The organism is Weissella thailandensis, from assembly GCF_001932615.1.
GTDB lineage: Bacteria > Bacillota > Bacilli > Lactobacillales > Lactobacillaceae > Weissella > Weissella thailandensis.
The window spans coordinates 244,545-257,048 of record NZ_CP014332.1 but is presented as its reverse complement, the minus strand read 5'-3'; the positions used below and the strand labels follow the sequence as shown (position 1 = coordinate 257,048).

General features: G+C 38.8%; 10 protein-coding genes. 6 read left to right on the top strand and 4 right to left on the bottom strand.

The features are described 5' to 3' along the window. Window positions 1-268 precede the first annotated feature (268 nt). From FOL01_RS01360 to FOL01_RS01350, 3 genes are all read right to left on the bottom strand, one after another. Window positions 269-745 (bottom strand): glutathione peroxidase, encoded by a 477-nt coding sequence (locus FOL01_RS01360; RefSeq protein ID WP_075268951.1) that lies wholly within the window; start codon window positions 743-745, stop codon window positions 269-271. Window positions 746-922: 177 nt separating this feature from the next. Beyond that, window positions 923-1,756: a VOC family protein gene (locus tag FOL01_RS01355; RefSeq protein WP_075268950.1), complete on the bottom strand. Its 834-nt coding sequence runs from the start codon at window positions 1,754-1,756 to the stop codon at window positions 923-925. Window positions 1,757-1,893: 137 nt separating this feature from the next. Continuing rightward, complete coding sequence (locus tag FOL01_RS01350) at window positions 1,894-3,024, bottom strand: DUF4767 domain-containing protein (RefSeq protein WP_075268949.1); 1,131 nt, start codon at window positions 3,022-3,024, stop codon at window positions 1,894-1,896. Between the two features lie 449 nt (window positions 3,025-3,473). On the opposite strand from FOL01_RS01350, the gene FOL01_RS01345 reads away from it, so the two are divergent. The 3 genes from FOL01_RS01345 to FOL01_RS01335 all read left to right on the top strand — a co-directional run bounded on the left by FOL01_RS01345 (window position 3,474) and on the right by FOL01_RS01335 (window position 6,177). Then, window positions 3,474-4,040, top strand: coding sequence for a 5' nucleotidase, NT5C type (locus FOL01_RS01345; protein WP_075268948.1), 567 nt, complete (start codon window positions 3,474-3,476; stop codon window positions 4,038-4,040). A gap of 3 nt (window positions 4,041-4,043) precedes the next feature. Then, on the top strand, window positions 4,044-4,925 hold the full coding sequence (locus tag FOL01_RS01340) for a class II fructose-bisphosphate aldolase (RefSeq protein WP_075268947.1): 882 nt from the start codon (window positions 4,044-4,046) through the stop codon (window positions 4,923-4,925). 184 nt (window positions 4,926-5,109) lie between these two features. Then, complete coding sequence (locus FOL01_RS01335; RefSeq protein WP_075268946.1) at window positions 5,110-6,177, top strand: UbiA prenyltransferase family protein; 1,068 nt, start codon at window positions 5,110-5,112, stop codon at window positions 6,175-6,177. Between the two features lie 104 nt (window positions 6,178-6,281). Here FOL01_RS01335 and spxB read toward each other — a convergent pair whose 3' ends face one another. After that, window positions 6,282-8,102, bottom strand: a complete 1,821-nt coding sequence (spxB, locus tag FOL01_RS01330) for a pyruvate oxidase (RefSeq protein ID WP_075268945.1) — start codon at window positions 8,100-8,102, stop codon at window positions 6,282-6,284. A gap of 461 nt (window positions 8,103-8,563) precedes the next feature. On the opposite strand from spxB, the gene murQ reads away from it, so the two are divergent. From murQ to FOL01_RS01315, 3 genes are read left to right on the top strand one after another with little or no spacing between them, the layout of a single operon-like run. After that, window positions 8,564-9,460 carry an N-acetylmuramic acid 6-phosphate etherase gene (gene murQ, locus FOL01_RS01325; RefSeq protein WP_075268944.1) on the top strand — a complete coding sequence of 299 codons (897 nt, stop codon included), beginning with the start codon at window positions 8,564-8,566 and terminating at the stop codon, window positions 9,458-9,460. Window positions 9,461-9,484: 24 nt separating this feature from the next. Then, window positions 9,485-11,458, top strand: a complete 1,974-nt coding sequence (locus FOL01_RS01320) for a glucose PTS transporter subunit IIA (protein WP_075268943.1) — start codon at window positions 9,485-9,487, stop codon at window positions 11,456-11,458. A 35-nt stretch (window positions 11,459-11,493) separates the two neighbouring features. Then, window positions 11,494-12,351: a MurR/RpiR family transcriptional regulator gene (locus FOL01_RS01315; protein ID WP_075268942.1), complete on the top strand. Its 858-nt coding sequence runs from the start codon at window positions 11,494-11,496 to the stop codon at window positions 12,349-12,351. The last annotated feature ends 153 nt before the right edge of the window (window positions 12,352-12,504 follow it).

Genomic DNA, 12,504 nt, shown 5'->3' with positions numbered 1-12,504 from the left:
TAATACCCCCAAAAACATAAATTATAAAAATAAATACTAAAATCATCATTTCATGAAATTCATATCTCATGAACAACTTCATTTTATTCTCTAATTTCAAATGGTGCAATAGTGTTGTTTGCTAAAAGTGGTACAATTAAAGTCCTGTTTTCAGGAAACATTAACACAACAGCAAAGTTAGTGAACTTTATAACATGAAAACCCTTACATCATAAAAATATAATTTTTGCAAGTATTTGTTATTGTTTACAAAATCACAATCGAGGCATTATGCCTTGATTTTTAATGCCGCAGCAATTTCTTTTTCCATCTTTTCAGGTTTAGTAATTGGTGCATAGCGATGAATGAGTTGCCCATCGCGACCCACCAAAAACTTAGTGTAGTTCCACTTTATCGGACCATTTCCTGACATATATTTTAAATACGTAAACAATCCATCTTCATCGTCACCATTAACCAGCACACGCTTGGTCATAGGGAAAGTTACACCATAATGCACTTGGCAATAATCACTAGTCTCCTCATCCGTATCTAATTCTTGTTTAAATTGATTTGATGGTAATCCTAATACAACCAAGCCATCATCCCGATATTTTTGATAGAGAGATTCTAACCCTTCAAGTTGTGGGGCTAATCCACATTTACTAGCTGTATTAACAATGATCACAACTTTACCAGCGTAATCTTTTAAGTTAATTTCTTTACCGTTCATTTCCGTTTCCGAAAAATCATAAATTGATGTCATCGTACCCTTCTTTCTAAAAATAAAAGCATTAAAGATATAGCTTACACAATACCGTTTGCAGGTTCATTTACTATTTAGGTAATTTTTTATAACAAAACTTTGTTACATATTTTATTATAAACCTAGAAGGTTAACATTGACTAAAAGTAAGCATTAAGAAATACAAAACCATGTAAATTAATCATGAATAATCGTTAATAGCGAACCCATTGGATCAACGATATCAATTTGGTCATTAGTATTTTCCATTAACCCAGGCATGTCTTTAGCGCGTGTTGCTAGTAGTGAAAAATACTTTTCGTCAACAATAACCTGCCAACTGACAATACCGGCCTCGTCAAGGTGACGTAGTTCGCTATGCTGACTTTGCCATAAGTTAACGGCATGATGGTGGTGGTAATGATTATTTGAATAAAAACTAGCACCAGGTCGCATATCAGTAACTAAATCCATTTGTAGAAATTCTAAAAAGAAATGATCAGCCACGTCTAAGTCATTGCCCATAAAATGAAGATGACCAATTTTCATGCCTATCGGAAATCCTGTCCAGTCGTACTCTTTCTTGCTCAGCAATGCATCTGCATCCACTTCGCTAGTACCCATCGTCACCTGACCATCTGTCCACTGCCACCCTTTTGGATCTCGATCATGATAAAGCTCAATGCCATTGCCTTCAAAATCATTAATATACAACGCCTCACTAACCGTGTGATCACCGGCACCAACCGGAACCTGTAATGTTAGTAAACGATGTAATAATGATGCTAATTCTGCCGCATTCGGGAATAATAGCGCAACGTGGTACAACCCCGTTTGGGCAACACTTTGTGCTTTACCTTTTAATAACATCGTTAGAAATGGTGCTTCGTCCTTTCGAAAGGCATAATCGATATGTTCATCATCGGATGAAACATCTACCAACCCTAAAACTTTTTCATAAAAAACACGTGTCCTTTCTTCATCCACAACATGCATCGTTAAATGTTGAATATCATATCTTGTTGTTTCCATTTTTTCATATCTCTTTTTTTGTTGTTCGTTTACTAAAAGTAAGTGTATCATAAATACTCACATGGTTGCTATGTTTATCCAAACTAGCAAAAAACCAGGACATTTTCGTGTCCCAGCTGCCATTTAAAATACGTTTATTAAGATTCAGATACTGTTACATCGTCATCAAAAGTAATGTTTGCTTGTGATTCTGACGTTGCTGATGAATCATCCGCTTTTTCATCCACAATACCAGCGAAATTATTCTGCAAATCAGCGTTCTGTGTTTTCGTTAATTCTAGGTCATCACCATCTGCTGTCTCAGTTGCATAGACAACCCCTTGCCCATCATGTATCACAAAGAAATATGACGTTGGTTTATCTGAACCCCGTCGAGAACCAGTAGCAACCGCTACGACTTGATAATCCGCTTTTTTATCAGCCTTAGCTGACCAAGTAAATTTTACATCCTCATTATCAAGTTTTATATGCCCATCAAGCTTGCCTTCTTTTAATGCTTCAGGGAACTTGTATGTCAAATGTTCTGGTGTATCACCATTATAGGTTCCCACAAACGTTTGGCCAATTGCGTTCTGCCAGACGCCCATATAATCAGCCAATTTCTTTGTTTGATCCTCTGACCATTGCGCAGCCACTTTTTCTGAGTCTTTTTTCTGCTTGCTGCTTGCCTTTTCCTTTTCACTATCGTCCTTTTTAGTGGTGGCTTTCTTTGATGACTTTGCAGCCGTATCATCAGACTTACTCGTATCCTTTTTGGTCGTTTCAGTACCAATCTGGGCATTTTGGTGGTTGTGTTTAACCACGACAATACCGCCACCTATCAATACAACCAACACAACAACCACTGCGATAATCATATCGTAATTACGCTTTGGTCGCTGACTAACTACTGGTTGAATTTCGTGATCATCATTTGGATGAAGCACTTCTGGAACGACCTGATCTGTAGGTTCTTCATCTGATATGTTAGTTGCTGATTCTTCCTCATCAGATACTGTCTCATCTAGCTCAACCGTCTCTGCTGATAGACTTTCAGCCACATCTTCGTCAGTAGCCGATGTCTCATCTATCACTGAATCGTCAGCTGTATCTTCACTAGCCGAGGGCGTGTCATCAGAGTTAGGCGCTTCTGTAGGCTCATCCGTTGACTGTTCATCTGCTTGAATTCTTTCTCGTAGATGTTTAGTCATATCATTATATTCTTCTTCGGTAATAGCACCAGCTTCCAATAAATCTTGGTACTGGCGTAATCTTTCTTTATCGGTCATCGTTTAAATCCTCCAATAACCTAATGACGTTTATTGCTTCCTACCATTATCCCATATAATAAGGAACTCATGTAAATTTTCTTTATTATGATCAAAAATTTCCATCTATAAACAATGAAAATAATTTTTATTTTTTACAACCACTCAAAAATTACTATATACCAATATACATATTCACATACTGACCACTAACGAAGAAACTGATACTCAAAAAATGCACAAACGTTTAAAAGATTGTTACCATGCGATTATAAGAATTTAGCATTATTGATATAGGTCGAAAAGGTCAAAAATTCACAAATGAAAATAATTTTCATTCAATTTGTGAACATATACCATTACAAAGAACTGTCTTGTGTTCCAAATATTTTGGCTGTATACTCATTTTGTGTCACGTTAGTACATATACGCAGAAAAGAGGGAACGTTATTAAAAAACTATTTATTGACATGGACAATACGCTAGTCGATACTTTGTCAGTATTAAATGCCGAAAGTCAAAATGTCCAAAAATATAATGTAAAGAAACCAGACCAAATCCCTGGTATTTTCCGCCACCTAAAGCCATTACCCGGTGCAATTGGTGGTGTCAAAGAGTTAGCAAAACACTTTGATTTATATATTCTTTCTACTGCGCCTTGGGAAAACCCTAGTTCTTGGCAAGATAAAATTGAATGGTTGACCGATTACTTCGGTAACGATATCAACAGCCCATTCTACAAGAAGGTCGTTATGACCCACAAAAAAAATTTGGTAAAAATGCCTAATAGTTTGTTATTAGATGACCGTCCTTATCACGGCGCCAGCGATTGGGATGACGCTAAGATCGACAGTTTTTGGCTACAATATGGCTATGACGATCAATTAGTGTGGACAGAAAAACTAGTACCTTTTTTAATTAGTATTGCTAACGCTAATGAGGGTACTTTGCGTGAGGATATTGCACTGGCAAATAAAACTAATCAATATCAACTTCGTCACGCCACGACAGAATTTAAAAAAGAAAGTTGGGAATAAAAAATGACTATTGTTTCAGGAGAAGCTATCGTTTCAAAGGCTCGTTTATCTGGTTATGCGGTTGGGGCGTTTAACACCAACAACCTTGAATGGACAGAAGCAATTTTGCGCGTTGCACAAGCTCAACAAGCACCAACCATCGTTGCTGCCTCAATGGGAGCTATTAAGTACATGGGTGGCTTTAAAACTGTCGCTGATTTAATTCGTAATCTTGACCATGAGCTTAATATCACCGTTCCAATCGCCATTCACCTTGACCATGGTAATTATGAAGCAGCAAAGTCTGCAATTGCTGCTGGCTTCACTTCAGTCATGTTTGACGGTTCTCACCTACCACTAGAAGAAAACTTGGCTAAAACTCGTGAGATCGTTTCATTGGCCCACGCCAAGGGTGTCTCTGTGGAAGCCGAAGTTGGCACGATTGGTGGCGAAGAAGATGGCGTGATTGGCAATGGTGAAATTGCACCTGTTGAGGAGACCATTTCAATGGTAGAAACTGGTATCGATTTCTTAGCTGCTGGTATTGGTAATATTCATGGCCCTTACCCTGAAAACTGGAAAGGACTCCAACTTGACCATCTCCAAAAGATCACCACTGCTATCAACGAAACCGCTGGTCATAAAGTACCCGTTGTATTACATGGTGGTTCAGGTATCCCGGATGATCAAATTCAAACAGCTATTTCAATGGGTGTCTCAAAGGTCAACGTTAACACCGAGGCCCAACTAGCCTTCCATCAAGCATTGCGTGACTTCATTCTTGCTGATCATGATCTAGAAGGCAAGAATTACGACCCACGTAAGTTATTAGCAACTGGTGTTAAAGCAATTGAGAGCGCCTTGGTTGATCGTATCGATGTCTTTGGTAACGCCAACCAAGCTTAAGCAATAAAAATTATCATATTATTTAGACAAGTCATAATTGCCGATAATTTTCTAACAAGTATGACTTGTTTTTTTGTGGGCAAACATAATTAAATCTACTATTTCAATATTAGATACGGTAGTATATTTAAAGCATCTCTTCATTCTATTTGGGGGCTAATATCAAACAGGGGCAAACTTTTATATGAACAACATCCTTAATTACCAACGTTTTATTTGGATAATCGCTTCTTTACTATTGTTGGTTATCGCACTATTCGGCACACTACCTTTATTTGCTCTGACCGCAATCTTCATTTTCATATTTTTAACTATTAAACTATTCACAATGGTGCAATATTCCTTTGGCCTAAAATTGACGCTATTATTCAGTTACGCACTTACTCTGATTTTGCAACTCACTTTTTATGCGACTATTGTTTTTTCAAGTCAAGATACTAACCAATTCTTACTACACTTTATTGCTGCGATGCTGTTACCCTTACCATTTTTATTAGAAGGTGTTGTTGTTCATGCAAAAAGTACCTCTTTCTATCTACCATCAGTGGAAGAAGTTAGCACAATTACCTTCACACAGATGAAGCGCAATCAACAACGTATTCACCAAGCGACCGATACTTTTGGTAAATTTCGCCATACCCTATCGATTCAAAACATCCAAGAAATTTTTAGTGATTTAAACCGACACAGCACAATCCGTTATATTAATAACGGTTCTTTGGACGCTAACTATTTCGAAAAGGCTGAACAATCATTAGTGGATCCAGCGCTCTATATCGTCATTTCCAATACTGGTAGCGCCGCTAGTGAACTAATCGGACTATTTACCCAAAAGCAATTTAATCACGCCTCGCTTAGCTTTGACGCTGATTTAACAACTATCATCAGCTATAACGGTGGTGAGCGAGTTTATCCACCTGGTCTTAACCCCGAAATGATTCAAGCCTTTCATAAAAAGGCAGACGCATCCGTGTTAATTTATCGACTACCTGTCTCAGTTGCTCAGAAACAAAAAGTCTTAGATACAATTAAACAAATCAATCAAACAGGTAGTGCTTATAACATCCTAGGATTAGTAACAAAGCATTCCACTCGTCGTAACATCATGTTTTGTTCACAGTTTGTTTATACCATGCTTCAAATTGCTGATGTCACCTATTTCGATAAAGAACCTGGCCATGTGCAACCAACTGATTTTATCGAACTGGATTATCGCAGAAAACTAACGTATGTTTCGGAAATTAAATTCTAATATTCTCAAAGTGGTTGGACAGAGTAAACGTCCCAACCACTTTTTTATCGCAACAAAAAAGCACCATCAGCGCAATGCTCATGGTACTTTATAAATCTATTTAATTAGAAGCTAAACTTGTTACCGTTATCTTCTTTGATGTACTTTGAAGTTAGACCTTCAGCTTCAAGGAACTCACGGAATGGTACAAGATCTTCTGCTTCGTACTTTTCCTTGTATGACTTAACAACATCTTCGCTGTACAAGTTAGTATCAAGCTTCAATGTTTCAACAGGGATTGGACGATCCTTAGTGATCTTAGCATCAATAACAACTACACGGCCTTGGTTGTAGTATTCAACAGCCTTCTTCATGACACTATCAATGTCTTCGATACGGCTAACAGTCAAACCAACAGCACCTTGTGCCTCACCGATCTTAGCGTAGTCAACGTCAGTAAAGTCAACACCGAAGTTGTACTCGTTTGTATCCTCGTACTTGTTCTTGATGAATCCATACTCAGTGTTAGTGAAGACAACGTTGATGACAGGCATGTCATAACGAACGTTTGTCACAACGTCTGGGTAAGTCATTGAGAACGCACCATCACCCATCAAGTTCCAAACTTGACGATCTGGGTAAACGTTCTTGGCACCGATACCACCTGGCAAACCAATTCCCATTGTTGCGAACAATGGTGAAGTACGCCACATGTTCTTAGGTGTCATGTGCAAGTGACGGATTGACATTTGTGTAACGTTACCAACATCAGTTGAGAAGATTGCATCTTCTGCAGCGTACTTGTTAATAGCATTGTAAACTTGGTAAGCTTGAAGATCACCTTCAGACTTTTGCTCAAGCTTGTTCATGTAATCGCGCCAGTTTTGCACGTTCTTGATGTTGGCAGTCCACCAAGCTGATTCTTCAACAGATGAAACCTTAGAAAGGATAGCATCAATTGCTTCACCAGCATCACCAAGGATAGCAACATCAGTTTCATGACGCTTACCTAGCATAGCTGGGTTGTTGTCAATTTGAATAAACTTTTCAACGTTACGGAAAGTACCCTCAACCTCAGAGAATGGGAAGTTTGTTCCGACGAACAATACTGTATCTGCTTCAAGAACAGACTCGTTAGCTGGCTTCCAACCAACACGGAATGTTGATCCAGTCAAAGCTTCGAAGTCCCAGTCGAAAGTCTCAAAGTTCTTACCAGTAGTAATAACTGGTGCCTTGATCTTACGAGCCAATTCTTGAACGGCTGGTCCATGTCCCATTGTACCAACACCAGCGTAAATTACTGGACGCTTTGCTTGGTTCAATAGTTCAACCGCTTCATCAATGTCCTTTTCATCAACAGGTGCTGATTGGTAGTTTTTGAACTTTAGTCCTGAAGAATACAATGGTGTTGAGTAGATTGAATCTGCATCAAGCTCAGCAAATCCAAAGTCTGCAGGTACTTCAAGTACGGCTACACCGCGCTTAGCAATAGCAGTACGGATAGCATCGTCAACCAAGTGAGGTAATTGCTCAGCAGTCGTTACACGACGGTTGTAAACGGCAATGCTCTCGTACATTGGGTTTTGGTTTAACTCTTGGAATGAGTCCATGTTCAATTCGCGAACTGGCTTTGAACCCAAGATTACCAATACAGGAACGTTATCCATTGCTGCATCGTACAAACCGTTGATCAAGTGTGTTGCACCAGGTCCACCAGATCCAACAGTAACACCAAGCTTACCACTAAACTTCCATTGCATAACGGCAGCCATAGCACCAACTTCTTCGTGCTTAACTTGTAACCACTTAACGTTGTTTTCAGGATCACCCATGGCGTTCATGAATCCACTCAAAGTTCCAGATGGCACACCGTATACAGTGGGCACACCCCAACCTTCCATAACCTTCAAAGCTGCTAATCCAGCAGTTATCTTATTCTCTGACATTTAACATATCTCCCTACATGTTTGCGTTCTGGAAACGCTTTCTTACTTCTACAAATCCTATTGTATTTTAAATAACAGTATGCGTCAAGTTAGTTTTTGATTAGATAAATAAAAACAATATAAAAGCGCATGCACTCAATACTACAAATAGATTATACTTGAAATCAAATTAATAGCACATATAATACTTTAAGATTATTTTATATAATATTACTATGTGCAAAAAAATGTTTCATATATAAAATAATTGTTTTTTATTGTCATATTTATTTCATAGCCCCTTGCCTAATAATTAATGAATAATTTCACAAAACCTTCAAATGTTTAAAAAATAACGTTTTATAACAAGTTATGAAATAATATTTCAATTAATTATTTTAAAATCTATTAATTGAAATTAAATTGCTATAACGATATAATGACTGGGTATAAAGAAACCGCTTTCATATAAGGAGAAATTAATGGACCTCAATGAACTAACTAACTTAACAACAGAAAAGCGAAATCAGCAAACCATGAACCTAGATAGCTTAACAATTCATGAAGCAGCCATTTTGATGAATAATGAGGATCAAAAAGTAGGTTTAGCTGTTGCTGAGGCCCTACCCGCTATTGAAAACGCGATTGCAAAGACAACCGCCTCCCTCCAATCTGGCGGTCGAATCATTTATATGGGGGCCGGCACCAGTGGTCGCCTAGGCGTCTTGGATGCCGCCGAATGTGTACCAACTTTTGGGGTCAGTCCTGATACAGTGATTGGTTTAATCGCTGGTGGTAATAAAGCCATGATTCATGCCGTGGAAGGTGCTGAAGATAGTCTGACTTTAGGGCCAAATGATTTAAAAAATTTGAATTTAACAAAAAATGATACGGTGGTAGGAATCGCGGCAAGCGGTCGCACCCCTTACGTCATTGGCGGGTTAGACTACGCGAAAAGTGTGCATGCAGCAACGGTTAGTTTAGCCCTAAACACCGATGCTTTGATTAGTCAACACGCAGATACCGCCATTGAAGTTAACGTTGGCGCTGAATTTTTAACTGGCTCTACTCGTTTGAAATCAGGTACTGCTCAAAAAATGGTATTAAATATGATTTCAACTATCTCAATGATTGGTGTCGGTAAAGTATATAAAAACCTAATGGTTGATGTTCAACCAACCAACGAAAAATTAGTCGAGCGTGCAAAACACATTATCATGGAGGCAACAGATTGCTCTTTTGAAGTTGCTGAGCAAACTTTTATTGCCGCAAGTCAAAATGTCAAAGTAGCAATCGTTATGATTCTAACAGGTGTTGATCGTAATGAATCTGAAGAAAAATTACGACAGGCCAACGGTTTTATTAACAAATCAGTTTAATTACTTAATTGGGGAGATATTATTATGGCGAAAGAAGACTATGATCAATTAGGACAAGACATTTTCCAGCATGTGGGAGGTAAAGAAAATGTTTCAAAGTTAATTCACTGTATGACCCGCGTGAGGTTAACTTTAAAAGACGAAAGTAAGGCTGACCTTGAAGAATTAGAAGCACTCCCAGGCGTGCTCGGCGTTGTTGAAGATGAAACCTTGCAAGTCGTTGTGGGGCCTGGCAAAGTAAATAAGGTTGCCCAAAGTATGGTTGATTCTGTCGGGGTTAAATTAGGGGAAGATTTTCCAGGTCAAAACCAGACACCTGAAGATAACAACTTGAATGAACAGACGGATCAAAACAAAGCGGCTGCAAAACAAAAATACAATAAACCAAACAAATTTAAAAACATTCTCAAGTCATTGGCAAATATTTTTGTTCCCATGATACCGGCGCTTGTTGGTGCTGGTATCATTGCCGGAGTTGCTTCTATCCTGCAAAATTTACTAACTGCAGGAACTTTAACGGGCGATACCATGACGCAACTTGTAACGGTGCTTAATGTTATTAAAAATGGGCTATTCACCTATCTAGCAATCTACACAGGTATTAATGCCGCTGCTGAACTTGGCGCAACGCCTGCATTAGGAGGTACCGTCGGGGCTGTCACCCTACTTTCAGGCGTGACCACGGATACGACTATTCAAAACTTATTTAACGGTCAAGAACTGGCTGCTGGTCAAGGTGGTATCATTGGGGTCATTTTTGCCGTTTGGTTACTATCATTAGTCGAAAAAAGATTGCATAAATGGGTGCCCGATTCTGTTGATATTATCATCACGCCAACTTTAAGTCTGTTAGCAATCGGTTTAGCAACTATTTATCTAATTATGCCAATCGCAGGTGTCGTATCAGATGGACTACTACAATTTATTAATGTTGTCTTAGACGTTGGTGGTCCTGTCGCTGGCTTTGTTCTGGGAGCCTTATTCCTACCAATGGTCATGCTTGGACTACACCAGATTTTAATTCCTATCCATTTAGAAATGATTAATCAAATGGGAAGTACCCCACTCTTGCCAATTCTAGCCATGTCAGGCGCTGGACAAGTTGGTGCCGCATTTGCATTATGGCTATTTCTCCGCAAAGATGATAAGCAATCAGGATTAATTCAGAATATTAAGGGTGCCTTGCCTGTCGGTTTGTTAGGTGTCGGTGAACCATTGATCTATGCCGTTACGCTACCACTTGGTCGTCCGTTTATCACTGCTTGTCTTGGTGGTGGTATTGGTGGTGCTGTCATTGGTATGCTCGGTCATGTCGGATCAATTGCGGTGGGACCATCTGGATGGGCATTAATTCCACTGATCGCCCACAATAAAACACTCTATTACATCATTGGTTTGGTTGCTGGTTATATTGGTGGTTTTATCCTGACTTACTTCTTTGGTATTCCCAAAGAGTTAAAACGCGAAGCACAAACAGTTACCTCACCCACTACGACAGCATCAACTGTTACAAACGAAACACCAACAGTAGCACATACTGAAGCTTTTGAAATCAAAGCACCCGCTGAAGGACAACTAATTAATTTAGACAACGTGCCTGATGAAGTGTTTTCTACAGGTATGATGGGACAAGGTATCGCTATTCAACCAAGTAATGGCGAAATTTTTTCACCCATTGATGGGACGGTACAACCCATTTTCCCTACCAAACATGCAATTGGTTTAGTGGGTGAACAAGGCGCAGAAGTGCTTATTCATATGGGACTAGATACCGTCAACTTAGAAGGAAAAGGTTACGACATTTTAGTCACCGAAGGCCAAACAGTATCAGCCGGCGAACCACTGGTAAATATGGATTTACAAGCCATTCAATCTGCAGGCTATCAAACGATAACGCCGGTTATTCTGACAAATAGTGCCGACTTTGAGGCAGTGACCACCCAAGCGGAACAAACTGTCGAAGTCGGTGATGTTATCATACAGGTTAATGAGCCATAAAGAATCGTCTCTTAAATCACAAAACGAGGTTAATCATGAATTCGTTATTTGTACGTTTATCTTCAGAAAAAAATTTCACAGCTAGTGAACGAAAAATAGCAAATTTTTTCTTAGAAAAACCGCAACTAGCTATCGATGCCACTGCCGAAAAAATAGGCAAGCTCACTCAGACAAGTAGTTCGGCAGTCGTTCGCTTTGCAAAAAAACTCGGTTACAGCGGTTTCCCTGCGATGAAATTAGACATCGCTGTTGCAACGAACAGTGATCAAAATAATAGTGATTTAACAGAAGTTGAAGCAAACGAATCAATTACGACTATTTTAGAAAAAACCAGTGCTCGTTTTAAAACAATACCTGATGTCATTACAGCACAAAATGAAACTACCGCTTTTTCAAGTGCAACAAAGTTGATAGAAAATGCCCGTCATATTTTCGTATATGGTGTCACGGCCTCATCACTTGTCGCACAAGATATTCAGCATAAGTTCACTCGGGTTGGTCTAGACGTTATCTGTCATGCTGATTTCCATCAAATGATAACAACAATGCAAGCAACGGCAAGTAAACAAGACTTAGCAATCGTCATATCTGAATCAGGACAGACTTTCGAGACTTTACAATTTAAAAATATCAGTCTTGATTTAGGATTAAAGATCATTGTGTTAACCAATGACATTAAATCTGAAGTTTCTCGCGGTTGCGACGTCACGCTAACGACGACCTCGCAACAATTTGACAAGGTTCGCTTTGCATCAACAACTGGATTACTGTCACAATTATACGTTGTTGATATCTTGTTCTACGCCTATATTAGTAAGCACTACCAAGAATCACAACAGAAAGTCGAAGAAACAAGAGCACGAATCAGCAAAATTTATGAACATCACGCTTAAGCATTAATACAATAAACTCATGAGGAGGTTGGGACAAAAATGTCTCAGCCTTTTTTACTAACTAAAAGTTCACAATTTGGTATTTTTATCATTTAAATATAATATTTCTCATTATTTTGTTGACATTAGTCTATTCCCCCGATAAACTAAGCT

Excerpts from the sequence above, each read along its gene's own strand:
- FOL01_RS01350 (WP_075268949.1), bottom strand. The coding sequence starts at position 3,024 with ATGACCGATAAAGAAAGATTACGCCAGTACCAAGATTTATTGGAAGCT.
- FOL01_RS01335 (WP_075268946.1), top strand. The coding sequence starts at position 5,110 with ATGAACAACATCCTTAATTACCAACGTTTTATTTGGATAATCGCTTCT.
- FOL01_RS01315 (WP_075268942.1), top strand. The coding sequence starts at position 11,494 with ATGAATTCGTTATTTGTACGTTTATCTTCAGAAAAAAATTTCACAGCT.
- FOL01_RS01345 (WP_075268948.1), top strand. The coding sequence starts at position 3,474 with ATGGACAATACGCTAGTCGATACTTTGTCAGTATTAAATGCCGAAAGT.
- FOL01_RS01355 (WP_075268950.1), bottom strand. The coding sequence starts at position 1,756 with ATGGAAACAACAAGATATGATATTCAACATTTAACGATGCATGTTGTG.
- FOL01_RS01320 (WP_075268943.1), top strand. The coding sequence starts at position 9,485 with ATGGCGAAAGAAGACTATGATCAATTAGGACAAGACATTTTCCAGCAT.
- spxB (WP_075268945.1), bottom strand. The coding sequence starts at position 8,102 with ATGTCAGAGAATAAGATAACTGCTGGATTAGCAGCTTTGAAGGTTATG.
- FOL01_RS01360 (WP_075268951.1), bottom strand. The coding sequence starts at position 745 with ATGACATCAATTTATGATTTTTCGGAAACGGAAATGAACGGTAAAGAA.
- murQ (WP_075268944.1), top strand. The coding sequence starts at position 8,564 with ATGGACCTCAATGAACTAACTAACTTAACAACAGAAAAGCGAAATCAG.
- FOL01_RS01340 (WP_075268947.1), top strand. The coding sequence starts at position 4,044 with ATGACTATTGTTTCAGGAGAAGCTATCGTTTCAAAGGCTCGTTTATCT.